The organism is Nonomuraea composti, assembly GCF_012034275.1.
Taxonomy (GTDB): Bacteria; Actinomycetota; Actinomycetes; order Streptosporangiales; family Streptosporangiaceae; genus Nonomuraea; species Nonomuraea composti.
Map to the genome: position 1 here is coordinate 76085 of NZ_JAATEP010000032.1, position 22976 is coordinate 99060.

General features: G+C 70.3%; 22 protein-coding genes and 1 pseudogene. 8 read left to right on the plus strand and 15 right to left on the minus strand.

Translation table 11 applies throughout. The features are described 5' to 3' along the window. Positions 1–154 precede the first annotated feature (154 nt). The 8 genes from HCN51_RS36220 to HCN51_RS36255 form a co-directional block, all read right to left on the minus strand. A complete protein-coding gene (locus HCN51_RS36220) occupies positions 155–1003 on the minus strand; it encodes an SAM-dependent methyltransferase (RefSeq protein ID WP_206068296.1) in 849 nt (282 codons plus the stop codon). A 36-nt stretch (positions 1004–1039) separates the two neighbouring features. After that, positions 1040–2140, minus strand: a complete 1101-nt coding sequence (locus HCN51_RS36225; RefSeq protein ID WP_206068297.1) for an aminotransferase class I/II-fold pyridoxal phosphate-dependent enzyme — start codon at positions 2138–2140, stop codon at positions 1040–1042. Positions 2141–2378: 238 nt separating this feature from the next. Next, the gene (locus HCN51_RS36230) at positions 2379–3929 is read right to left on the minus strand and encodes an alpha/beta fold hydrolase (protein WP_168015987.1); all 1551 of its coding nucleotides are present in this window, start codon (positions 3927–3929) and stop codon (positions 2379–2381) included. Between the two features lie 159 nt (positions 3930–4088). Beyond that, positions 4089–5510, minus strand: a complete 1422-nt coding sequence (locus HCN51_RS36235; protein ID WP_168015989.1) for an aminomethyl transferase family protein — start codon at positions 5508–5510, stop codon at positions 4089–4091. 21 nt (positions 5511–5531) lie between these two features. Further along, positions 5532–6389, minus strand: coding sequence for a formyltetrahydrofolate deformylase (gene purU / locus HCN51_RS36240; protein ID WP_206068298.1), 858 nt, complete (start codon positions 6387–6389; stop codon positions 5532–5534). A 17-nt stretch (positions 6390–6406) separates the two neighbouring features. Continuing rightward, positions 6407–7144: a methylenetetrahydrofolate reductase gene (locus HCN51_RS36245; RefSeq protein WP_206068299.1), complete on the minus strand. Its 738-nt coding sequence runs from the start codon at positions 7142–7144 to the stop codon at positions 6407–6409. 460 nt (positions 7145–7604) lie between these two features. Beyond that, positions 7605–8810: an FAD-dependent oxidoreductase gene (locus HCN51_RS36250; protein WP_168015991.1), complete on the minus strand. Its 1206-nt coding sequence runs from the start codon at positions 8808–8810 to the stop codon at positions 7605–7607. Next, positions 8807–10192 (minus strand): amidohydrolase, encoded by a 1386-nt coding sequence (locus tag HCN51_RS36255; RefSeq protein WP_168015993.1) that lies wholly within the window; start codon positions 10190–10192, stop codon positions 8807–8809. The genes HCN51_RS36250 and HCN51_RS36255 overlap by 4 nt, the downstream gene beginning before the upstream one ends. Positions 10193–10262: 70 nt before the next feature. Between HCN51_RS36255 and HCN51_RS36260 the strand changes: the two genes are divergently transcribed. Next, entirely contained in the window at positions 10263–10856 is a 594-nt protein-coding gene (locus tag HCN51_RS36260) for a TetR/AcrR family transcriptional regulator (protein ID WP_168015995.1), read from the plus strand. A 1-nt stretch (position 10857) separates the two neighbouring features. Here HCN51_RS36260 and HCN51_RS36265 read toward each other — a convergent pair whose 3' ends face one another. From HCN51_RS36265 to HCN51_RS62560, 4 genes and pseudogenes are all read right to left on the minus strand, one after another. Next, positions 10858–11466 (minus strand): PadR family transcriptional regulator, encoded by a 609-nt coding sequence (locus tag HCN51_RS36265; RefSeq protein ID WP_168015997.1) that lies wholly within the window; start codon positions 11464–11466, stop codon positions 10858–10860. 733 nt (positions 11467–12199) lie between these two features. Further along, positions 12200–12745 (minus strand): annotated as a pseudogene (locus tag HCN51_RS63115) (TetR/AcrR family transcriptional regulator); the annotation flags it as partial. A gap of 77 nt (positions 12746–12822) precedes the next feature. Beyond that, a complete protein-coding gene (locus HCN51_RS36275; RefSeq protein ID WP_168016002.1) occupies positions 12823–13299 on the minus strand; it encodes a hypothetical protein in 477 nt (158 codons plus the stop codon). Positions 13300–13489: 190 nt separating this feature from the next. Next, positions 13490–13939, minus strand: coding sequence for a phosphatase domain-containing protein (locus HCN51_RS62560; RefSeq protein ID WP_168016004.1), 450 nt, complete (start codon positions 13937–13939; stop codon positions 13490–13492). 181 nt (positions 13940–14120) lie between these two features. On the opposite strand from HCN51_RS62560, the gene HCN51_RS36285 reads away from it, so the two are divergent. Further along, the gene (locus tag HCN51_RS36285) at positions 14121–14552 is read left to right on the plus strand and encodes a YbaB/EbfC family nucleoid-associated protein (RefSeq protein WP_168016006.1); all 432 of its coding nucleotides are present in this window, start codon (positions 14121–14123) and stop codon (positions 14550–14552) included. A gap of 51 nt (positions 14553–14603) precedes the next feature. After that, entirely contained in the window at positions 14604–15425 is an 822-nt protein-coding gene (locus tag HCN51_RS36290) for a WXG100 family type VII secretion target (RefSeq protein ID WP_168016009.1), read from the plus strand. A gap of 247 nt (positions 15426–15672) precedes the next feature. On the opposite strand, the gene HCN51_RS61655 is transcribed toward HCN51_RS36290, so the two are convergent. Both HCN51_RS61655 and HCN51_RS36295 read right to left on the minus strand, forming a co-directional pair. Beyond that, positions 15673–15807, minus strand: coding sequence for a hypothetical protein (locus HCN51_RS61655; protein ID WP_277350177.1), 135 nt, complete (start codon positions 15805–15807; stop codon positions 15673–15675). 67 nt (positions 15808–15874) lie between these two features. Continuing rightward, the gene (locus HCN51_RS36295) at positions 15875–17341 is read right to left on the minus strand and encodes an FAD-dependent oxidoreductase (RefSeq protein WP_168016011.1); all 1467 of its coding nucleotides are present in this window, start codon (positions 17339–17341) and stop codon (positions 15875–15877) included. Between the two features lie 101 nt (positions 17342–17442). On the opposite strand from HCN51_RS36295, the gene HCN51_RS36300 reads away from it, so the two are divergent. From HCN51_RS36300 to HCN51_RS36310, 3 genes are all read left to right on the plus strand, one after another. Further along, positions 17443–18054: a TetR/AcrR family transcriptional regulator gene (locus HCN51_RS36300; RefSeq protein ID WP_168016013.1), complete on the plus strand. Its 612-nt coding sequence runs from the start codon at positions 17443–17445 to the stop codon at positions 18052–18054. A gap of 248 nt (positions 18055–18302) precedes the next feature. After that, complete coding sequence (locus HCN51_RS36305; protein WP_168016015.1) at positions 18303–19085, plus strand: IclR family transcriptional regulator; 783 nt, start codon at positions 18303–18305, stop codon at positions 19083–19085. A 113-nt stretch (positions 19086–19198) separates the two neighbouring features. Further along, positions 19199–19546, plus strand: a complete 348-nt coding sequence (locus HCN51_RS36310; RefSeq protein ID WP_168016017.1) for a hypothetical protein — start codon at positions 19199–19201, stop codon at positions 19544–19546. Between the two features lie 15 nt (positions 19547–19561). On the opposite strand, the gene HCN51_RS36315 is transcribed toward HCN51_RS36310, so the two are convergent. Continuing rightward, positions 19562–20566, minus strand: a complete 1005-nt coding sequence (locus tag HCN51_RS36315) for a GlxA family transcriptional regulator (protein ID WP_168016019.1) — start codon at positions 20564–20566, stop codon at positions 19562–19564. Positions 20567–20666: 100 nt separating this feature from the next. On the opposite strand from HCN51_RS36315, the gene HCN51_RS36320 reads away from it, so the two are divergent. Continuing rightward, entirely contained in the window at positions 20667–21626 is a 960-nt protein-coding gene (locus tag HCN51_RS36320) for an NADP-dependent oxidoreductase (protein WP_168016021.1), read from the plus strand. A gap of 287 nt (positions 21627–21913) precedes the next feature. Further along, entirely contained in the window at positions 21914–22837 is a 924-nt protein-coding gene (locus HCN51_RS36325; protein WP_168016023.1) for an NAD(P)H-binding protein, read from the plus strand. Positions 22838–22976: the final 139 nt, after the last annotated feature.

Consider the following 22976-nt stretch of genomic DNA (forward strand, 5'->3'; position numbering starts at 1 on the left):
TCGTACCAGTTCAGCCAGACAGCTGAAGACGCGGCCGGCGGCGTGCATGGCCGAGCGGATCCACTGCTGCACCCGCTGAGCGAAAGGCCGCAGGCCCGCCGGCCTCCGCCGATGAGCCCTTCGTCGTCGGAGGCCGCAGCGATGCGGGTCGTGGTCATTCGGGCTTGGCGAGCCGGCCGGTGCCCAGCCAGCCGGGGCCGGAGCCTTCCCTGGAGGGGTCGAACGCGGCGGGCACGGGGCGTCCGTACGCCGCGGCCACTTTGGAGATGTCCCGGACCTGCGACGTCCACCCGTGCCGTCTCAGCCACAGGCCCGGCTCGCCCTCAGGGCCGCCGAACCAGATGTTCGCCATCTCGGCGGAGATCGCCTGCCTGGCCGCCCGCAGCGCCGGACTGTCCGGAACGTGCTCGAAGGCCACGACGCTGCCGGGCGCGGACAGGCTCGTCACCCGGGCGAGCAGGCCGTCCGCGGCCTCGGGCGTCAGGGCGTACAGGATGCCCTCGATCAGCCAGGCCGTCGGGACACCGGGCACGAACCCGGCCTCGCGCAGCGCCAGCGGCCAGTCCAGCCGCAGGTCGGTCGCCACCTCCACCCGCTCGCACGCCGGCTCCGCGTCCTTCAGCACCGCGGACTTGAACGCCAGCACCTCGGCGACGTCGATCTCGAACACGCGGGTGTATTCCGGCCAGCTCAGCCGGTACGCGCGCGCGTCCATGCCGGCGGCCAGCAGCACCACCTGCTCGCAGCCGTCCGCCGCGGCCCGCAGCAGCTCCTCGTCGAAGTATCGGGTGCGTACCGCCACCTCTTCGCCCATGAGCGCGACGAAGCCTGCCCAGGCGGTGGGTGCCGTGTCCCAGTAGCCGTCGCCGCCGGCCGCCTGGACGAAGCGCTCGGCGTACGGGTCGCGGAAGAGCCGATCCGCACGGCTGTCCTCCATCGCGCGGATGGCGGCCACGCCGATGCTCGTTTCGGCGATGCCCGCGAGGGACGAAGGTGTGCTCATGCCTGCTCCTTGGATGTGATCGTTGTTCGGGGCCCGTCAGCCCAGCGCCGCCTCGACGCGGGCCCGCAGGCTGGACAGGCGGGCTATCGGTTCGTTGCTGAACACCAGGCGGACGTGGCGGGTGGCGACGGCTCCGCCCCAGGCGGTCATCGGTGTGGCGGCGACGCGGCCCCGTGCCAGGAGGCGATCCGACAGCTCCTGCGCCGTCAGGGACAGGGCCTCGGCGTCCAGCAGGCAGGACCAGCCGCCCGCGGCGGGCACCACGGGCAGCCCCGCCAGTTGCTCGATCACCACGTCGTGGCGCGCCTGGTATTCCGCGACCGCCTCCCGCACGCCGGCCCCTGACGGATCGCGTAGCGCGGCGGCGGCACCCAGCTGGGCGAAGCCGCTGGCTACCGTCGTGTTGTAGATGGTCGCCAGCCGGATCCGCTCCATGATGTCTGCGGGGCCGGCGATCCATCCGATCCGCCAGCCGATCATCCGGTATTCCTTGGACATCGACCCGATCACGATGGTCCGCTCGGCCAGCCCGTCCACTCGGCACGGGTTGATCCGCGGATGGCCGTCGAAGACGATGCGCTCCATCGCCGCGTCGTAGATGAGGTACGCCCCCGTCCTGGCGCACACCTCGGCAATCGTCTCCCAGTCATCCTGGTCGAAGACCATTCCGGACGGCATCGACGGGCTCATCAGCAGCAACGCCGCGGCCCGGTCCACCTCGACGAGCTCCTCCCGGTCGAGCCGCCAGTAGCCGCGTTCGACCCGCAGCGGGACCAGCGACGGGTGCGCCCCCGCCAGCCGTACCCGCTGGAGCAGGCCCGCATAGGTCGGGTCGGTGAGAAACACCGGATCTTCCGGCTCGGTGACCGACAGCAGCACGGGCATGACCGCCGAGGTGCCACCGGAGGTGATGACGATCTGCCGGTCCGGGTCGTAGCCGAGCCCTGTACGCGTCAACAGCTCGGCCGCCACCGCCTCGCGGAGCACGGGAAGCCCGGTGAGCGGCAGCCAGCTGTTGCCCTGCCGCTCCATCAGCGCCTGCGCGGTCGCCTGCACCGCCACCTCCGGCGGCGCGATGTCGGTGTCGAGGTTCTCCAGCCGCAGCACGTCCGGATCGTCCCCGGCCGCTGCGGCCACCTGATCCAGGCCGATCGGCTGAACAACGGCAAAGCGGGAGTTCGGACGCACGCAACCCTCACCTCGGCAGTCCACGACGCGGCGGCGAACCGACGACGGACGTCACCCGCCGGCCACCGTTCCTGATGTGTATCGACCTTAGAAGGCGGTCGTGGCGGCGTGCATCCGTCAGGTGACTGGTGGGCGGCGGCCTGCCGGGCGATGCTCGGCCCGGCAGACCGGTAGTGATCGATTCTCGCTATTCAGCCCCGGGCAGCGCGGGCACGGCGCTGGGCGCCGGCTCTCCGGCCGAGGCGGCCGCCGGCACCGGCAGGGCGTGCCCAGGGATGCTGATGTCGCCGGCCGGCAGCTTGCCGTCCACCAGGTAGTCGGCGCCGATCTGCTGCGCCGCGGGGTTGGTGGAGATGAACGGACCGGCGAAGACGGTGTGCTTGCCCGAGTCCAGCTCCGTGACGAGCACCGAGCTCGGCAGCGCCTGGTGCATCTTCACAGCGCCCTCGTACGGGGTGGCGGGGTCGTCGACCGAGTTGAACATGAGGATCGGCGGCAGGCCCGCACCGGTGGGCAGCACCCGCTGCTGGCTCGGCACCGACCAGCTCGCGCACGCCGCGCCGCTGGTCCACATGTTGAGGTAGGCGAACTGCGAGGTCTGAGCCGACCTACCGGCGTCGCGCTCGTACTCGATGGTCTCAGCGGGGAAGGGCGCGTCACGGCAGATGATGGCGTTGTAGGCGGCGTTGTAGTTCTCGTTGGCCGCGTCGGCGGAGGGCGCGGCGAAGGCGACCAGCATGCTGTCGTCATGGTTGACGACGTAGTCGCTGAGCGCCTGGGCCAGCGGGATCCACAACGACTCGCTCAGCGCCGAGCCGTAGGCGAGCGAGAGCAACTCACTGCCGCCGACCTCGCCGTGCGGGGTGGTGCGGAACTCGGTCAGGGTCGCGTTCCAGGCGGCGCGCGTCTGGTCGAGGGTGGTGCCGAGGTGGAAGACGTTGTCGTACTTGGCGACCCAGCTCAGCCAGGCGTCGTGGCGCTTCTGCATCTTCTCGTTCTGGGCGAGGGTCGCCTTGTACCACATGCGCTCGGGGGTCGGGTCGACGATGCCGTCGAGGATCATGCGGTCGACACGGCTGGGGAAGAGCGTGGCGTAGACGGCGCCGAGGTAGGTCCCGTAGGAGAACCCCAGATAGCTGATCTTGGATTCGCCGAGCTGGGCCCGGATCTGGTCCATGTCCTGGGCCACGTCGCGGGTGCCCATGTGGGCCAGCAGCGGGCCGGCGTTCTTGGCGCAGGCGGCGGAGAAGTCGTCCCAGTACTTCCAGAGCTTCAGCCGGTTGGCGCTCGCGTCCGGGTCGAGCTGCGGCCCCGCCCAATAGGACGGGTCGACGCAACTGATCGGCGAGCTGTGTGCGACACCGCGCGGGTCCAGGCCGATGACGTCGTAGGCGGCCAGCACCTTGGCAGGCAGCCGGGTGTTGCCGGAGGCGTCCGCCTGGGTCAGCCGGCCGATGTAGTCGGCTCCGCCCCGGCCCGGACCGCCCGGGTCCATGAGCATGACGCCGCGCCGCTTCGCCGGGTCGGTCGCCGCCGATTTGGAGATCAGCAGCGTCGTCGTGCCCGCGCCCGGATTGGCGTAGTCGATGGGCACCTTCACGTTGGCGCAGGTCAGATGGGGGTACGGCGTGGCAATGTCCGCCGGGCACGCCCCGAAGACGAGGGCGGACGACCCCTCGGACGTCGCCGCCTGCGCCACCGCCGTTCCGCTGGATGCCGCGACGACCAAGGCAGTCACGCCGAGAGAGATGAGCTTACGCATGGAGCCCCTTGCGTACGGATCAGAGTTGACGGCCTGAAGGTAGATCCCGGCGAGGCTCGGCACATCGGTCGCGCGACGGGCGATGCCCGGTTGACATCTGCCCCATCTGTTTGTGTGGATCAGTCGTCTGACTGGTCACGGCGACCCGGCGGCCGTCATCGTCGCCCGTTTCACCTCGCGGACGTGCCGGGCGTACGGTGCCGGCGCGACGGTGGCGCGGACGGTGGTCTGGTGGTGGCGCTCCACGTGGGGCTTTCTGGAGCCACCGTCCGGCTCGCCCCAGACGAGCACGACCTGCGTTCCAGGAGTCGCGTGCCGCTCGTCGAGCATGGCCAGCGAGAGCACGGCGCCCTCGTTGTTGCTGTAGCCGCAGTGGCTGGACAGTCCCGCCATCCCGCCTGCCTCGTCGCGGACCTCGTCGAACTGAGGGAAGCCGTAGAACGAGACCGGGAAGTCCAGCGACTTGAACCGGGGACCCGCCCCGAACTGCGAGGCCAGGATCCGCAGCACATCCTCCTCGTTCCAGACGAGGGTCACCTTCCTGCGGTGCGGCCAGGAGGCCAGGCTCTCGAGCGCCGGGCGGCCGATGAAGTCGTGGTCGAACTTGAGCAGGCGGTCATAACCCAGATCCCACGGGGTGACGTAGTAGTCCTCGATGTCGGCCGAGACGAAGCTGCCGCCGAGTTGCGCGTTGGCCTCCCAGCCGCTCGCCGGCAGCCACTGCCTGAAGTCCCTCAGCTCCTCGCCGGTGTAGATCCCGGCCAGCGGGTAGGCGATCCAGCCGCTCTCGAAGATGGTGCTGAAATACGACTGTGTGCCGCCCTGGACGATTCCGTACTTCTCGCCTGCCGCGAGAATGGCCGACCGTACGGTGCCGAGCTCCTCGTACGGGCCGGACAGCTCCACTCCCTGGTGGCCGGCCATTCCGTGGCGCAGGGCCAGGACCTCGGCTCCGCCGATCCGCACCCGCGCGGTCCTGAAGAACGGGATGTCCGGCACCGGCCCTTCGACGGCGTCGCCGAAGGTCTTTCCCGCATCCGGCCCGTCGAGCTGGAAACGGTAGAAGACACGCCTGCCCGCCGGGTTGTACGGAGTCGGCGCATCCCGCTCGATCGTGACGTCGTATCCGCCCGTCTCCGCCTGGTAGTGCACCCAGTTCAGCACCGCCATGCCGCTGACGAGCTCGAAGCTGTCGGCGCCGAGGCAGTACACGATGCAGTCGCCGACCACGTGCCCGCGGGGCGTGCACGCGACGAGCTGCTTGGCCCGGCCCGGGCCGAACCCGGCGAAGGTGTTGATGCCGACCCGCGTCAGCAGGCGCAGCGCGTCCGGGCCCTTCAGGAACAGCTCGGGCATGTGGTGGGACTGGTCGAACAGGATCACGCTCTCGCGCCAGGCCCGCTGCTCATCCCGCCAGTTGGAGAATTCCGGCGGGACGAACGCCGAGGTCAGGCTCGTACGCGCCCGGTAGTGCGGGGCGATGGTGTCGTTGTGGAAGTAATCCACCAGGTTCGGCGTCGCGTCGATCAGGTCCTGAAGGGACCGTCCTTCTCCCATGAAAGGGCCTCCTTGTTGACGTCAGAAGACGATCGTCTGGTTGTCGTGGCGGATCACCCGGTCCTGGCAGTGCCACAGCACGGCGCGGGAAAGGACCTGGCGTTCGATGTCGGCGCCGCGCCTGACGAGTTCGGCGACGGAATCACGGTGGGACACCCGGATCACGTCCTGTTCGATGATCGGCCCCTCGTCGAGGTCCTCGGTGACGTAGTGGGCGGTGGCTCCGACGAGTTTCACGCCGCGGTCCTTGGCCTTCTGGTACGGGCCCGCGCCCACGAACGCGGGCAGGAACGAGTGGTGGATGTTGATGATCGGCACGTTCACCTGCTCGATGAACGACCCGGACAGGATCTGCATGTATCTGGCCAGCACGATCAGGTCGGCGTTGCCCGCCAGCAGCCGGAGGAGCTCGGCCTCGGCGGCCCGCTTGTCGGCGCCCTGGGACGGCACGTGAAAGAAGGGAACGCCGAAGAACCGCACGTCGTCGGCGACATCCGGATGGTTCGAGATCACCATGGGGACGACGACCGGCAGCTCGCCCCGGCGCTGCCGCCACAGCAGGTCGAGCAGGCAATGGTCGGATTTGGACGCGAGAATGGCGACGCGCAGCGGGACCGAGAGATCGCGCAGCCGCCACCGCAGGCCCAGTTCGTCGCCGACCGTGCCGGCGAGGTCCTTCTCCAGCGCCGGCAGGGCGGCCGCGAGATCCTTCACGTGCACGACGGTCCTCTGGAAGAAGGCGCCCGCTTCCACGTCGTCGGTGTGCTGGTCCAGCGCGACGATGTTGGCGCCGTGCCGCGCCAGCATCCCGGCGACGGCGGCGACGATGCCGGGCCGGTCGTCGCCGTACACGATCAGGCTGGCGTGGTCATGGAGCATGGGCGCCCGGTTGTGCGTCATGGTGTCCTGGCCGACCTGTGCTCGTGCGCCCACCGGGCCGAGGCGGGCAGGTCGCCGAAGGTGTAGAGGTGCAGGCGGACATCGCCGTGCCGGGCGGGGTCGAGCTGGCCGCGCAGCCGCTCCACGAACCGTTCCGGTCCCGCGGTGGCCAGCAGGTTCGTCAGCGAGATCCCGTACTTGCGGACGATCCCCGCCGATGAGTTCACCCCGAAACGGCGGGCGTACCGGAGCAGCCGCTTGACCCCGACCGGCCCCGGCACGCCGACCCGTACGGGCGAGCGGATTCCCCGCGCGCGCAGCTCGCCCAGCCAGCGCACGACGGGCGCGGCGTCGAAACCGAACTGCGTGATCACGGTCATGCCCAGGTCCTGCTCCAGCAGGGCGCGATGTTTGTCCTCAAGGGCCCGCCACAACTCGGCGGGCGGAATGTGGGGATGCCCTTCCGGGTAACCGGCGACGCTGACCTGGCGGACGCCGGACCGGGCGAGCAGCCCCGTGCGGATGAGGGCCGGCGCGTCCTCGTAAGGGCCTGCGGGCCGGGCCGGGTCGCCGCCGACCACGCACACCTCCTCCGCCGCGCCGGCGTCGGCGAGGGCGGACAGATACCGCATCAGCTCCCGCTCGGAGGTCAGGCGCCGGGCCGACACATGGGGAACGGCACGAAAGCCGAGCCGGCGTATGACCCGTGCGGCGTGCACCCGCAGCGCGCTGTCCTCACCGGCGAGAAACGTCACGTTGACGCGGGTCCCTGCTGGGAGGAGTCCGGCCGCTTTCTCCAGTGCCCCGGCGTCCTTTGCGGTCATCTCCAGCGAGAAATCGCTCAGCAGGTCACCAGGACGCTCGCTGATTACGGGATCGCCATCCGCTTTCACCCGTCACACCTTTCCGATGAAGCCTCGCCTCAGGACGGAAGGTAGGGCGGTCGGCACGGTGTCAGGGCGAGATTCTGTATCGCAGAGCGGGGGTTCACGGCGGCCGGCTCGTGCGAACCTTCCCCACCTGCCCGGCGTGCCGTCCTTCGAGCGGACTTCTTCCACACCCGGACCGCCGAGATCGTCAGCAAGAGCATCCTGGCCCAGCGGCGCATGGCGGCCATGGGCGAAGTCCGGACGTTGCCCTTCGAGGAGCTGCCGTTCAAGCACGACGCGAATGTGTACGGGCTCCACAGCCTCCCGGTGACGTGGCGCCTTCCCGTCACGGTGCCGGCAGCCGGGGCGCTCCCGTCCAGGCGGGCGTGCGGGTGACGCAGGACACCATCAGCGCCGCCCGCCGCCCGATCGCCGGCACGAGCCCGGCCAGGGCGAACGCCGCCGTCCGCACCACGTGCACGGCCATGGTGTCGAGGCTGACCAGCCGCATCAGCCGGTCGGTGAAGCCGACGACCTGCCCGGCCGCGGCCATCCGGCGGCGCCGGTAGCCGGCCAGCATGGTGTCCGCGTCCGCGCCGCCGTGCACGGCGGCCAGCGTGGCGGCCAGGTCGCAGGCGTCCTGGATGCCGGTGTTCATGCCCATCCCGCCGGCGGGGCTGTGCACGTGCGCGGCGTCGCCGGCCAGGGCGACCAGGCCACGGCCGAAGTCGTCGGCGAGGCCGTGGTGCAGCAGGACGCCGGCGCTCTTGTGCACGGTCGTGACCGTGGCGTGCGGCAGCCCCCGGCGCCGCAGGTGCGCCTGCACCTCGGAGAGAGCGGGCGGTTGCGGGCGCCGGCCGCCGGGAGAGCGTACGGAGATGATCAGACGCCACCCGCCGCCGGGCATCGGAGCCATGAACAGCAGCCCGTGACGGCTGGGCGTGATGTGGGCCAGGGCGCGGTCAGGCCCGCCGGTCAGCTCCACGTCGGCGGTCAGGAACGCGGTGTCGTAGGTGTGCTGGGGGAAGCCGATGCCGAGTTGCTCGCGTACGGTGCTGTGCAGGCCGTCCGCGCCGGCGACGCATCGGGCGCGCACGGCGAACGGCCGGCCCTGCGCGTCCTTGCCGGTGACCTCGCAGCCGTCCCCGTCCTGGCGCACGCCGGTCACGCGGTGACCGGACAGGATGGCGTGCCCCTGCGCGGCGAGGCGGTCGCGCAGGACGGACTCCGTGACGGCCTGCGCAACGATGAGGAAGTACGGGAAGGCCGTGGGCACGGTGCCGAGCGGGATGTGCATGAGCGCGTGCCCGCGCACCGCGACGCGGAAGGTGCCGACCCTTGTGCCCCTTTCCAGCAGCTCCGCGGCGACGCCGAGCTCGTCGAGCACCTCCAGGGCGCCCGCGTGCACGACCAGTCCGCGCGACTCCTTGACAGGGCCGTCGCCGTCGTCGAGCAGGACGAACGGCACGCCCGCGCGGGCCAGGCCGAGTGCCGTGACCAGCCCGGCCGGCCCCGCGCCGACAATGCAGACAAAAGTCTCGTGAATGTTCATCGTGCCCGCCCTCCGTCGGCGGCGGCGAGCGCGCGCACTTCGCGCGCGGCGGTGGCGGCGTCGATCCGGGTGAGCCTGCCGTCCTCGACGACGGGTGTGCCGTTGACCAGCACCAGGGATGCGATGTCGCTGAGCCCGGTGAACAGCAGCGCTGCGAGGGGGTCGTGCGTGCCCGCCCGGTCGACGGTGGTCAGATCCCAGCAGGCGATGTCGGCGGCCTGTCCCACGGCCAGGGAGCCGAGATCGGGCCGGCCGAGGCAGGCGGCGGAGCCGCGGGTGGCCATCGCCAGCAGCTCCCTGACGGTGGGCCACTCCCCCGGGTCGGTGCGGTGGGCGCGGTGCGCGAGCGCGGCGACCCGCAGGTCGCCGAGCAGGTTGGCGCCGTCGTTGGTCATGGAGCCGGTGGTGCCGAAACCGAGCGTGACCCCGGCGTCGAGGTAGCGGCGCACGGGGGCCAGGCCCCAGCCGAGCTTGAGGTCCGCGACCGGGATATGGGCGACGCCGATCCCTGCCGCCGCGTACTCGGCGATCTCCTCCGGCGGCGGTGTGACCCCGTGGGCCACCCACAGCCGGTCGCCGGTGAAGCCGTGCTCGGTGAGAATGCGCCACGGCGAGGTGCCGAATCTGGCCCGGGCGAACCGGGTGTCCTCGTGGTGGTGCAGATGGGTGTGCAGCCGCACACCTGGATGCGCGGCGGCCAGGTCGGCGAAGGCGCGGAACATCTCCGGCACGTCGGCGACCACCCCGGAGGGGGCGAGCACGATGCGGGTCATCGCGTACGGCTCGGGGTCGTGGTGGGCCGCGATCAGTTTCTCGGCGTGCCGGATGACGGCGTCGACCGGTTCGGCGAAGACGTCGCCGACCATGCCGCCGCGGGCGCGGGAGAAGGTCACGCTGCCGCGGCCCGCGTGCAACCGCACGCCGACCTCGGCGGCGGCCTCGATGACGGCCTCGACGTACGGCTCCGGCTCCGCGCCCGGGAAGACGGTGTGCTGGTCGGCGACGGTGGTGACGCCACCGAGCACGGATTCGGCCAGGACTGCGCGGGCGGTGGCCCTCATGTCGGCGGCGCCGAACCGGCCTTCCCGCCAGCGCCGCAGCACCAGCTCGTCCTGCAGGCGCAGGAAGTCCGGCATGCCGGAGCGCTCCAGCGGCGGCAGGGTGCGCAGCGAGGCCTGGAACAGGTGCTGGTGGGCGTTGATGAGGCCGGGCAGGGCGAGCAGGCCGGTGCCGTCGATGACCCGGTCGGCGTCGCCGGCGTGCAGGTCGTGGCCGACGGCCGCGATGCGCGGCCCGTCGATGAGGATGTCCGCGTCGCTCAGTTCCTGGTCCTCGGTGTCGAACGTGGCCACGTACGCCAGCCTGCGGAGGAGGACTCTCATGATCACCCCAACTGTAAACAGTCGTTTGCAAACGATCGTATGCATACGGGTGGTGATATTGTCAATCGGCATGGAGGAAAAGGGCGGCGAGGGATGGGCGCCGGTCATGCGTTTCAGCGAGCGTTCGGCGCCGACGCGACGGGCGATCCTGGAGGCCGCACGGACCAGGTTCGCCAAGGACGGCTACGACCGGGCCACCATCCGCGCGATCGCCGCCGAGGCCGGGGTCAGCGCGGCCATGGTGGTGCGCTACTTCGGCAGCAAGGCCGACCTGTTCGCGCTGACCACCAGGGCGGGATTCCTGTCACTGGACCTGACCCACGTGCCCGCCCGCGAGATCGGGCGCCGGTTCGTCCGGGCGGCGCTCGAACCGTGGGAGCGCGGCGACGACGAGGCGATGGCCGCGCTGCACCGCTCCGCCATGACCCACGAGGATGCGGCGAAAGCCGTGCAGGGGCTGCTCACCCACCAGGTCCTGCCCGTGCTGAAGGCGGCCTTCCCCGACGATCCCGGCATCGAGGCGAAGGCCGCCCTGGTGCACGCGCAGGGGCTCGGCGTCATCGTCGGCCGCTACCTGCTGCGGCTGGAACCGCTGGCCTCCATGGACTTCGACGCTCTCGTCGCCTGTGTGGGCGACAGCGTGCAACGTTATCTGGACGCTTGAACTACGGCTCGCCCCGCAGCGGCACGCCCTTGCTCTCCAGCTCATCCAGCAGGGCCAGCCCCTCCTTGGCCCACTGGATCTCCATGCGCGCTTTGGCGATCTGGCCCCTGAAGGTCAGCTTGCGGAAGGCGACGATGGCCTCGTGCTCCTCCTGCGGCCGCTGGGCCAGGCGCTCGCGCAGCAGCGAGACCCGCCGGTTGTCCACGTCGTCCAGCACCTGCTTCCAGATCTGCAGGGCGCGGGTGTAGTGGTTGAGATGCTCCTGCATCTGGCGGCGGGCCGCCTCGTAGGTGGACTGCTCGAAATGAGCCGCCTTCAGCCGGTACACATCCCGCTCAGGCTGGTACGGCGTGAGCTCGCGGATCCACCGCTGGAACTCCTCCAGACCGGCCTCGTTGATGGAGTAGATGCGCTTCTTCGCGTGCTCGCCCCGGGGGACGATCTCCACGTCCACGAGGCCGTCGCGCTCCATCCGCCGCAGCTCCGGGTAGATCTGGCTGTGCGGCGCACTCCAGACATAGGCCACGCTGCCGTCGAAGTACTTGACCAGCTCATAGCCGGTCATCGGCTCGGCGGTCAGCATGGCGAGCAGCGCGTGACGAAGCGACATGAACATCCACTAATGAGTAACGTGACAGGTACGCATAACAGTATCAATGAAGGTACCTTGCGTCCTGGGTCGGCGGCGGCGTCATCCCGTTTGAATGGTGTGCCCGCTCATGCCCGCACGCTCCGGTAGCCGGCGAGGGGCGGCCTTCGCCGCGGCCGCCATGGCTCTCGCGGCGCTCGGCGTCTACCTGACAGTGTGGCCACCTGCGCCGCAGGGCCGAAGCGCGCGGCGCGAGCCACCGCGGTGAGCACCCCGGTCCCGTCCAGAGCGGGCCCGCTGCCGTTCGACGTCTACTCCTACCTGCCGATGCCCGAGGAGCAACGCGCCGCCCCGGAGCCGCCGGCGAGCTGAAGCGGATCAGGAGAGCGCCAGGCACTCCGTCGTCTTCGTCGTCGCCATGACCCGCCGGCCGACCAGCAGGCGCGGTGAGGAGCGGCTGACACCGGAGCTGGCAGTCATGGTGGACCGGTCCGGCGCGGACTGGCGCACTCTCGATGTCCAGCCGGCCACCCAAGGGCAGGGCGGGGACTGCCCGTCCCGGAGTCCGCACCGCCGGATCCGTGCCACAAGCAGGGCGGATGAGCCGACGCGGCCCCCCTTGCGGCGGTGCGGCCGCCGCCGGTCGGGACGAGCAGTGCCACCGGCGGTGAGGCCGCCTCATCGGGGTGAGCAGCGTGTCAGCCGAGGTCTCCGGTGAGGTGGCGCTGCACGACAGCGCCTGGACAGCGACCAGTCGCTCGCGGTCGAGCGAGGCGAGTGGCTGCACGCGCAGGACGTACCTGGCCGTGGCCAGCCCCAGCAGGTGGGCGCCCGTCAGGTTGGCCCGCAGCTCGGCGTGATCGGCCCCGATGGCGCGGGCCAGGGGCAGCATCACCTCCTCGGACATGAACGCCGCCACCATCGCCGACGCACTCGGCGACGCCGACGCCCCACGCGCCACCGCCAGCAGCCGTGCCCCCGTGTCCGGTGATTCCCACAGCTCGAGGTATCGGCGCAGCAGCCGCTTGCCCAGCGTCCCGGTCTCCCCCTCGAACACCAGGGCCAGCAGGGACCGGGTCGGTGGATCGACCCGCAGGGCGGCATCGAACAGCCCGTCCTTGTTGCCGTAGAACTGCAGGATCAGCGCCGGATCGACGCCGGCCACGGCGGGCGACGCCCCGGATGGTGGTCGTCGTGTAGCCGCGCTCGGCGAAACTCTCCTGCGCTGCTCGCACGATGGCCTCGCGGGTCCCCGACGCCCCTGGACGGCGTCCGGGACCTCGTCTCTGGCGGGTCTCACTCACTCCTGCAAAATAACTCATCGATGTTGAATTCGAGGACGCGGACAAGTGCCCTGCCCGGCCGGACGAGCAAGCACTAGTCGATGTACCAGTAGCCCATGTCGCCTGGTGCGACATACACCTCGAGGCGATCCCACTCATGCACGAACAGGCGGCCCGCGTCGGTACCACTGACGATACTGTTCTTCGCCCCGGAGTCAGCGATCCTCCAGTGCCTGCTCGTCCAGTCTTCGCAAGTGCCCGAGGTGACCGGCGATGTCGCGATCAAACACCTCCCGGTCCACCTGTTCTTGAGTAGCCGGTGATCGCCGTTCCACGAGCTGTCGATCCAGTGCCACTGCTGGGCCTGGCTGTCATCTTCGCAGACCCAGGTGATGACCTTGCCGCTCTCGTAGGTGCTCAGACAGCCGCCGGTGGAGGCGTTCCGAAATGACCAGTAGATCACCGCGGTAGCTGTCTCGGCTGTGCGAGGGACGGCCTGGGCCGGTTGCGCCGGAAGAAGACCGCACACAAGTGCTCCGGCTGCCATGACGCTGTTCGCGATCTTCCGCACTGGGATCCCTTCATGAACTCTGTCTACGCATCCCGGCGGACAGTCCCCTGTAACCACATCTCGGCTTGCAGAAAACCCTTGAGAGAATAGATCGAGGCGACATCAGCCGAATCAGTCGCACGACCGGTCTGACGCGCCCTGGTGTCGCAACGCGCCTTCTACGGGCGTGCCGTGCAAGGTGGGTGAGCGGTCAACCACGCCAGGTCGCGTAGATATGGTCCGCCCAGGCCAGCCGATGGTCTCCGACTTCCGCGGCCATGACGGCACTCAGCCGTTCCAGGGACAATGCCGCTTCCTCGGCGGTCATGCCGGTGAACCGGAGTAACGCGTAGGCGAACATCCCGGTCCGGTGGATCCCCGCGGAGCAGTGGACCAGCACGTGCCCGCCATCGCGCAACAGGGAACTCACCTGCATGAAGGCGATCCCCAGCCGTTGATCGCCGGCAGGCGGCGGAGGGGCCGCGCTGGGAAGGGGGATCCATATCCATGGCAGGCCGAGCGCCCTGACGGCAGAGCCGAGTCGCAGGGCACCTTCGTGCCGGGACAGCAGCGTCACCACGTGCGTCACGCCCAGCGATGCGATGGCCGGCAGCGCCCTCAGTTGCGGCCGTCTCGTCACGGAGAGCGTTCCGCTGCCCACGGAAATCTGATCGACAGAGGGTCGGGGTGGCACGAATGGGGATGCTATCGGCGAGCCCGCCGATAGCATCTGCAGGTTTGTCGGCCGGCCGTTTGGACGGCTGGCCGCATCAGCGGGCCCTCGCGTAACCGGTCATGCGACAGATTCGTCCCGTGCCTGAGTGGACATAACGTGCGGGAGCATGATCGAGCGGGATCTCGGGCATCTGGACATCGACAGGCTCCTGAAGAACGCCGACGCGCAGATGGCGCGCTCGGCCGACCTCGGCACCGCCATGGCCGGGCTCGTGGGCCGGGCCGAGGACGAACTGGTGACGGTCACCTACGCCGGCACCGGGCTCGATGACCTCCGGCTGCACCCTAAGGCGATGCTGCTCACCTCCGCCGAACTGGCCGAGCGCGTCAAACGTGCCATCGAACAGGCCGCGACGGACCTGCGGCGGCAGACGACCGAGAAGATGGAGGAGGTCTTCGGCGAGGAGAACCCGCTGCGCCCTGACCTTGACCCGGAACCGGCTGCGGAACAGGCGCGTCTGTTGCGGGCGGCACAAGATCGCATGTTCGGGGACCCCGCGGGAGAGATCCATCGGATGGTGCAGCGCCTCGAGTACTGAGGCCGCTCCCGACGACGACGCCGGCAACGTTCGGCATTCCGGAGCAGTGAGATGGAAAGCTATCAGGGGGATCTGCAGCTCTTCATGGGGGCTGTCGTGACCATCACGTCCCTATCAGGCGTGATTCCGTACGTGCTGCCGATCGCCGGCCTCATGTCGACGCTGATCGCTGACCCCGCAGAGCAGCATCGGGCAGCCGAGCAGTGGCTCGACGAAACCCCGACCGGCATCGGCCCCGAGTACGGCCCGTCGGCACCGTCGGCACCGGCCGTGCACACGGAGGGCGTCAGCGACCTGACCTACGTGCGCAACGAGCTGAAGCGACTCAGCAGCCAGATCGGCGAGTCCGAGGATTGGCAAGGACGCGCCTACACCTCGTTCCTCGACAAGGTCGCGGAGTTCGACGGCCACCTGCAGACGCTGGAGAACAACAGGATCGGCTGCGGGAACACCCTCAAATGCTCCGCGACGGCCTTCCACGCACTGACGATGATCTGCGTCGCCCTCGCCGGAATTCTGGTAGCGCTGGCGGCGTACGTGATCGTTGTGCGGCCCACGCCGGCCGGTCCGGCGGCCGAGGCCCAGGCGATCAGCCTCGTGGGAAAAATGCACGTGTCGTTGTCCAACGTAATCAGAAACCACTGGAAACTGGTGCTGAAGGTCGGCCTCATCCTGTCGGGCGCGGGTGTGACGCTCAACCAGCTCACCCGAGACCTGCCGCTGGTGAAGCCGGTATCGGCCGCCAAGCCCGACCTGCTCGAGGCCCGCGCCATCTGGGACCCCGCACAGGCGGACATCGTCGACGATCCGCAAGCCGCCTTCGACCCCAGCGCGATCAAGTCGCCGAGCCCTCTGCCCGAGCTCGGCTGGTAGGACTCGCGAGGCCATCACCATCACCTGCGCCACCGGGCTCTTCGCCAGGCCGCCGGACGCACCGGTCGCCCGGACCGCACGCCGCAGGCCCTTGCCCGCACCTCAAAGGGGTGCCGGGGCGCGAAAGGCAGTCCGGTACGGGTCATCAGCGCCGCCGCGGTCGCCAGTAGGGGCAGGCCCGCCACCACGGCGATCACGAAGGGCCCCAGCATGGCGATGGTGGCGGGATCCCCCGCCCCACGGGTCGTCATCGCCGGCTCAGCGCCACACCTGTCACCACGCCCGCGGCCAGCTCCGCCAGCGTGCCAAGCCCCGAGATGCAGAAGGCCTGACCGGCCACGATCATCCGTAACGTCTCGCGCGCGGCGCCGATGCCCATCATCGTCGAGCACTCATGAGGCCTGCGGGGCTGGAATGCGGAGGATTCCCGGCACGCCGCTTCTTCCTTGCTAGCGGGACAACCATTGGGCGAGCGCCGTGCTGATCTGCTCTCCGCTCGGGAAGGTCCCCGTCCAGGCGGTATAGCCGTCGGGCCGTACCAGGATGGTGGTGGCCTTGCCCAGCAGCAGCGGGCGGGAGGAGCGCAGGACGCGCAGCCGGTCGGGCCAGGGATCGTCGCCGGGCGGGAGGCTCTGCGTGGTGTCGAGGAGGACGAAGCGGCCGTCGCCGAGCTGCTCGTAGAGGCGGCTCGCCCTGTCGTCCAGGGTGAGCGCCAGGTCGGGGACGCGGGTGCCGGCGAGCGGCGTTGCGGTGGCCGGGCCGGGGGTGGGGTAGGTGACGGCCATGCCGGCGAACATCAGCCGGAGCCGTTCGGAGACCCGCGGATGGTTGACGATCTTCGGGAAGAGGTAGGGGCGGACCGCCCGGACGGCCGGCGGTGCTTCGGCGACGCGGCGCAGCGTGTCGGTCAGGCGCAGAACCTGGCGGCCGACCGGGTGGCGTTCGGGCTGATAGGTGTCCAGCAGCCAGGACGGCGCCCATCCCCGGTCGGCGGCGGCCAGTTTCCAGGACAGGTTGGCGGCGTCCTGGATGCCGGTGCTCATCCCCATGGCGCCGAGCGGTGAGTGCACGTGGGCGGCATCCCCGGCCAGGAAGACCCGGCCGACGCGGTAGTCGCTGGCCTGGCGGCGCTCGCTCAGGAACCGGGTGGACCAGCGCATCTCGGCCACGCCGAGGTCGCGGCCGGTGATCCGCAGCATCGCGTCGCGGACCTCCTCGATGGCCACCGGCCGCTCGATGGGGATGCCCTGGCCGGTGCGGTCCCAGATCGTCGCGCGGTACCAGCCGCCGCCGTAGGGGGGCAGGAGCACGACGCCGTCGTCGCCCATGAACGGGTTGACCGCCAGCGGCAGGTCGGCTTCGAGCCGGACATCGGCGAGCAGGATGCGGGTGTCGTAGGCGCGCCCGCTGAACCCCACCCCCAGCAGCCGCCGCACCGCGCTGTGCGCCCCGTCACACCCCACCACGTAGCCGGCCCGCTCGGTACGGCCGCCGGCAAGGGTGAGCGTCACCCCGGCACCGTCCTGCGCCAGACCGGTGACCTCCGCGCCCCGGACGATCTCCACACCGAGCCCGCGGGCCCGCTCCGCCAGCGCCGCCTCGGTGCGGGCCTGACCCAGGATGATCAGATAGGGGAAACGGCTGTCCGGGTGACGCACGTTGAAGACGACCCCGTCCCCCTTCACACCTTTGACGTGCGGTCGTACCTCATCGACTTTGAGACCTTCGGCCGCCAGCTTGTCGGCCAGGCCACGCATGTCGAGCAACTCCAGAGTGCGAGCGTGGATGGCGAAGGCCCTGGTCAGATTGGACTCCTCTGCCCGGCGCTCAAGGACCTTGACCGGAATGCCGGCGGCGGCCAGGTCTCCGGCCAGCATCAGCCCGGTGGGACCGGCCCCCACGACGATGACGCTCACAACGCCTCCATGAGATACTCAGAGTTCCGGTACTACAAGTACCGGTTGTTAAATCGGTACTCTCAGTACCGGATAGTTGTCAATGGGCGTGGGGGTGACCGATGCCGGCCAATCGCGGAGGACGCAGGCCCGATCCCGAGGTCGACGAGGCCATCAGGCAGGCCATGGCCGAGCTGCTCTTCGAGCGCGGCCTGGACATGACGTTCGACGATGTGGCGGCACGTGCCGGGGTGGGGCGCACCACGGTGTTCCGCCGCTTCCCGACGAAACGCGAGCTGCTGGTCGAGGCGTTCTCCCAGGTCAGCCTCAAACGCTTTCATCTGCCTGACACCGGCTCCGTCCGCGACGACCTGTGCGAGCTGCTGACGGTCATCATGCGGGAGTTCGGCAGGCCGGAGCTGCGCATGCTGCTCAGGCAGGGACTGGGCGAGGCCTGCCGCGATCCGGACTTCACCGGGTTGTTCCGCGACGTCATGAAGCGCCGCCTGGAGCTGATCTCCTCGCTGGTGGAGCGGGGGATCGAACGCGGCACGTTCCCGCCGGGCACCGACGCCAGGCTGATCGCGGACCTGATCTCGGGAGTCATCTCCATCCGCGTCGCCGACGGCAGCCCCCTGCCCGGCGCCGAAGAGATCTCCGCCCTGGTCGACGGCCTGCTCTACGGCTTCGCCACCTCACAGGGCTCGGGAGGCGATTTCCGGTCGGGTGACTGATTCGGCACGCCGCCTCCGGCCTCTATCGTGAGAAGCCGATGGGCCGCGTCGATGCCGGTGTACGGGCCGGGCACCGGCGACTCCCTCGCCTTCCCCATCACGATGGGAGCGTGACGTGCGTCTTCCGCCTGCCGGAGTGTTCGACCGGACCAGCACGACGAAGGTGCCGGCTCGTACACCGGCGCTCATGAGCGGAACGATCGCGCGGCCCGTCGTGACGGGCCAGGCTCGGGAATGAAGGTGCCCTCATGGGAAAAACACCGCCCATGTACCCCACCAACGCCCTCGATCGCGGCCTCCGGCTGATCCAGCTCGTCCGCGACGAAGGCGGCATCCGCGTGAAGGAGGCGGCGCGGGAGCTGGGCATCGCCACCTCCAGCGCGCACCGGCTGCTCCAGGCGCTGGTGTACCGCGACTTCCTGGTCCAGGACGAGACGCACGCCTACGTCCCCGGGCCCGCCATGTCCGCCGGGGCGGCCGGCCTGAGCTGGAGCCGCGACCTGCGCCGGATCGCCACGCCGCACATGATCCGGCTCAGCCGGCGCGTCGGCAACTCGATCAACCTGGCCGTCCACGCCCAGCACGACATCCGCGTCCTGTCCAGCGCGACCGTGCCCGGCGGCACCCACGACTGGCGGGGATCCATCCTGCCCGCGCACAGGACCGCGGGAGGCAAGGCGATCCTGTCGGCTCTCCCTGACCCGGCGCTCGAACGGCTGTACCTCGGCGTGGATCACAGCGCGGGCGTCTCGACGGCGGAGTTCGACCGGCTCATGAACGGCGTCACCTGGACGAGAAGCACCGGCTGGTCCATCTCCAAGGGCGAGTGCGAAAAGACGATCACCGCCGTCGGCACCCCCATCCAGCACCGCTCCGGCCGCACGCTCGGCGCCATGACCATCACCACGCACGGCCCCGCGAGCCTGGTGGGGCCTGGCCTGGACAGGACGCTCCGGCACCTGCAGCACGCCCGCGCCCGCATCGAGGCGGACCTCGATGAACTTCTGGGATCGGCCGTATCCGTCACGTGACTGGTCTCCGGAATCAGGGGCGCATCCGATGGACCAGGGGTGTGGCCGTCTGCATCATTGCTTCCACGTCCGAAGCCAAATGATCTTCGACGCCGAATCCGGAAGGCACCCACATGATCCTCTCCACGACGGTCCGCGCTCTGACACTGGGCATCACGACGGCCATCCTGGCCCTGGCCGTCGCGGCGTGCGGCAGTGGTGATGCCGCTGGTGACGCCGGCGGTACCGGCGCGCCTGACAAGGCCGGGCTCGTGGGCAAGCTGACCGCCGACGAGAACTTCAAGGGGCTGCCGGGGGACCTGACCGACTGCATGGCAGAGGTCGCGCTCAAGTTCGGCGACCAGGACGACCTGCAGTCCTACATGGCGGGGAAGATCACGCTGGAGCAGGTCAAGGGCTTGGGCAAGGATGACAAGGCGGCCGAGGCCGAAGCAGAGAAGTGCACGAACCTCGGGGGCTGAGCCGCCGGGCTTGCCTCACCCTCCGCTACCAGGACGCCCTCTCACCGCCGGGGTGACGCGCTCGGGTGAAGGGAAGCTGCGGCGATAGGCGGCGGGCGAGATGCCGACGATCGTCCGGAAGTGTTGCCGGAAGGACGACGGGCCGCCAAAGCCGCTCCTGTCGCCTACCTGGTCGATCGTCAGGTCGGTGGTCTCCAGCAGGCGGCGGGCGCGCTCCACCCGCTGCCTGGTCAGCCACTGCCCGGCGGTCATGCCGACCTCCTGCCGGAAGCGGCGGGTGAAGGTGCGCACGCTCGTTCGCGCATGGGCGGCGAGCTGGGCCAGGGTCAGGGGCTGTTCGAGCTGCTCCAGCGCCCAGGCCCGGGTGCCGGCGGTGGTGGCCTGCGCCGCTTCGGGGATGGGCCGCTCGATGTACTGCGCCTGCCCGCCGTCCCGCCAGGGCGGCACGACGCAGCCGCGGGCCGCGCGGTTGGCGGCCTCGCTGCCGTGGTCCAGCCGGACCAGGTGCAGGCACAGGTCCACCCCTGCGGCGGCGCCCGCGGAGGTGAGCACGTCGCCGTCATCGACGAACAGCACACTCGGATCAACCCTGACCTGGGGGAACGTCCGCTGGAAGGCCTCCGCCTCGCGCCAGTGCGTGGTCGCCGGACGGCCGTCCAGCAGACCGGCGGCGGCCAGCACGTACGCGCCCGTGCAGATCGACACGATGCGGCCGCCCGGCCGGATGCGCGACAGCGCCCCGGCCACGGGCTCAGGCAATCGGCCGTGCTCGCGCACCGGCCCCAGAGCGGTGAACGGAGGGATCACCATGGTGTCGGCGCCGTCGAGGGCTCCGGCGTCATACGCGGCGCCGATCGCGAAGCCCTCGCTGCTGACCACAGGCTTTCCGTCCACCGTGCAAACGATCACCTCGTAGAGCGGCTCCCCGCTCGCCCCCGTGGCCTCGCCGAAGATGCGGGACGCAATGCCCAACTCGAACGGGATGACGCCGTCGAGCGCGAGAACGACCACACGATGCATGGCCAGATCCTGGCACAAAGTGACCTTCCGGCCAATGGTGGTCGCTCCCCTCCGGCGGCAGGCTGGCGGCGTCCTGCACACCGAGAGGGGCACATCGAACATGAACGACACGACCGCGCGGATGCGGGCCATCGTCGTGGCCGCCTGGGGAGGCGCGGAAGGCCTGCGCGAGACCGAGCTTCCCCGGCCAGCGCCGGGGCCCGGCGAGATCCTGGTGCGGGTGCACGCGGCCGGAGTCAACGCGACCGACTGGAAACAGCGCACCAGTGGCGGCCTCGGCTTGTGGGCCGACCCGCCCATCGTCGGATGGGACGCCTCCGGGACGGTCGAGGCCACAGGCCTGGGCGTGACGCTGTTCCGGGAGGGCGACGAGGTCTTCGGCATGCCCCGCTTCCCGCACCAGGCCGGGGCGTACGCCGAGTACGTGGCGGCTCCCGCACGGCACTTCGCCCGCAAACCACCGCAGATCGACCACATCCACGCGGCGGCCCTGCCTCTCGTCTCGCTGACGGCCTGGCAGGCCCTCTTCGACACCGCACAGCTCAAGCCGGGACAGCGGGTTCTGAGCCACGCCGCCGCCGGCGGTTTCGGGCACATCGCCGTCCAGATCGCCAAGACACACGGCGCCCACGTCGTCGCCACCGCACGCCGGCACAAGCATGCGTTCCTGCGCGGACTCGGCGCCGATCACCTCATCGACTACACCATCACGGACTTCACCACCGCCGTCCGGGACGTGGACATCGTGCTCGACCCCGTCGGCGGCGACTACGGACCCCGGTCCCTGGACGTGCTGCGCAAGGGGGGAACACTGGTCTCGCTCGCCTCACCGGCCGACGACGCACTGAAACCGCACGCCACGGCCCTCGGCCTGCATGCCGGTTTCATGCTGGTCGAGCCCGACAACGCCGCCCTGGCCGCCGTCGCGGACCTGGCCGCCACGGGACGGCTGCACGCCGCGGTCGAGCGCGTCTTCCCCTTGTCGGAGGCGGCCACCGCGCACCGACTGGGCGAGACCGGCCGCACCACCGGCAAGATCGTGCTGCGGGTCCGGGAATGACCCGCCCGGCGAGACCCCACCGGAGCAGGCGAGGACGAGCCTTGAGGAGTTCTCCCATGCCACGGCGATCCGCACGCGCGGCATCCAGAGAAGAACCCCTTGGCGAATCCGGCCCCATCAGGTGACATCGCCCAGCACGCTCCTGACCCTAGCCGAGATGACCACGGTGACCTGGGAGGTTACCGCCATGTTCGTGACCGACACGAAAGTGCCTCCTTACGCCCTGCGTGAAGACCCGCGCATACTCCACCTGTCCGCGCGGGATCAACACAAAGGAGTGTCCCCAGATGATTCTCGTCACCGGTGTTTCCGGAGCTCTCGGCGGCCTGGTCCTGGACGGCCTGTCCGCCGCCGGCGGGATGGAGGTGGTGGCCGGCACCAGCTCCGCCACCCGTACGGCGGCGCGCCGCGTCGACTTCGACGACCCGGCGACCCTGGCCGGCGGGTTCGCCGGGGTGGACGTGCTGGTGTTCGTCTCGGCCGGGTACGCCGAGGACGACGTGGTGCTCGCCCGCCACGGGGCCGTGGTCGCGGCGGCGGCAGCGGCGGGCATCCGGCACGTGATCTACACCAGCCTGGCGGGCTCGGGCGACTTGATGACCCTCGCGTTGTCACATCGCTGGACCGAGGCCCGCCTGGCCGCCGCCCCGTTCGACGTGACCGTCCTGCGCAACGGCTTCTACGCCGACGTGCCGGTCGGCCTGGCCGCGGCGGGAGCGGGATCCGCCGCGGCCACGGGGGTCTTCGCGGCGGCGTTCGGCAACGGCAGGGTGTCGGTGGTGGCCAAGGAGGACCTCGCGGACGTCGCCGTACGCGTGGCGGCCGAGACCCAGCACGACCTCGACGCGGGCGGGCGCAGCCGGCACGCGGGCAAGGTCTACGAGCTCGAGGGTGTCACCGCGATCGGCGGCCACGACATCGCCGGGGTGCTGAGCACGGCGCTGGGCCGTACGGTCGAATACCGGCCCGTCTCCCTGGAGGAGACCCGCAAGGCGCTGGAGGGCAGCGGCCTGGAGCCCTACCAGATCGCGCACTCGATGTCATTGTTCGCCAACGCCGGCGCGGGCGTCCTCGAAGCCCGCGGCACCGATCTGACCAGCCTGCTCACCACGAAGCCCCGGCCCGTCCACGACCTCATCGTCAAGGCCGTCGAAGCGGGCGGCTACCGCTCCCGCTCGGTGGATGCCCGCTCCGCCGGAAACGGGGACTGACGCCCGAGCACCGTCCGTGCGGGCGAAGGCGGGTCAGGGCGTCGACGGCCAGCTCCGCGCCCGCGCCGAGCTGGTCGAGCGCCCTCGGGCCGGGCGCGGTCCGGTCGTGCCGCCGCTCCGTGCCGGGCGGCTGGTTCCG

Bases quoted from the DNA above. Each gene is read 5' to 3' on its own strand.
- HCN51_RS36300 (WP_168016013.1), top strand. From the start codon at position 17,443: ATGCCGGCCAATCGCGGAGGACGCAGGCCCGATCCCGAGGTCGACGAG.
- HCN51_RS61655 (WP_277350177.1), bottom strand. From the start codon at position 15,807: ATGATGGGCATCGGCGCCGCGCGCGAGACGTTACGGATGATCGTGGCC.
- HCN51_RS36320 (WP_168016021.1), top strand. From the start codon at position 20,667: ATGAACGACACGACCGCGCGGATGCGGGCCATCGTCGTGGCCGCCTGG.
- HCN51_RS36305 (WP_168016015.1), top strand. From the start codon at position 18,303: ATGGGAAAAACACCGCCCATGTACCCCACCAACGCCCTCGATCGCGGC.
- HCN51_RS36250 (WP_168015991.1), bottom strand. From the start codon at position 8,810: ATGAACATTCACGAGACTTTTGTCTGCATTGTCGGCGCGGGGCCGGCC.
- HCN51_RS36255 (WP_168015993.1), bottom strand. From the start codon at position 10,192: ATGAGAGTCCTCCTCCGCAGGCTGGCGTACGTGGCCACGTTCGACACC.
- HCN51_RS36310 (WP_168016017.1), top strand. From the start codon at position 19,199: ATGATCCTCTCCACGACGGTCCGCGCTCTGACACTGGGCATCACGACG.
- HCN51_RS36315 (WP_168016019.1), bottom strand. From the start codon at position 20,566: ATGCATCGTGTGGTCGTTCTCGCGCTCGACGGCGTCATCCCGTTCGAG.
- purU (WP_206068298.1), bottom strand. From the start codon at position 6,389: ATGCTCCATGACCACGCCAGCCTGATCGTGTACGGCGACGACCGGCCC.
- HCN51_RS36290 (WP_168016009.1), top strand. From the start codon at position 14,604: ATGGAAAGCTATCAGGGGGATCTGCAGCTCTTCATGGGGGCTGTCGTG.
- HCN51_RS36265 (WP_168015997.1), bottom strand. From the start codon at position 11,466: ATGTCGCTTCGTCACGCGCTGCTCGCCATGCTGACCGCCGAGCCGATG.
- HCN51_RS36260 (WP_168015995.1), top strand. From the start codon at position 10,263: ATGGAGGAAAAGGGCGGCGAGGGATGGGCGCCGGTCATGCGTTTCAGC.
- HCN51_RS36220 (WP_206068296.1), bottom strand. From the start codon at position 1,003: ATGAGCACACCTTCGTCCCTCGCGGGCATCGCCGAAACGAGCATCGGC.
- HCN51_RS36325 (WP_168016023.1), top strand. From the start codon at position 21,914: ATGATTCTCGTCACCGGTGTTTCCGGAGCTCTCGGCGGCCTGGTCCTG.
- HCN51_RS36235 (WP_168015989.1), bottom strand. From the start codon at position 5,510: ATGGGAGAAGGACGGTCCCTTCAGGACCTGATCGACGCGACGCCGAAC.
- HCN51_RS36285 (WP_168016006.1), top strand. From the start codon at position 14,121: ATGATCGAGCGGGATCTCGGGCATCTGGACATCGACAGGCTCCTGAAG.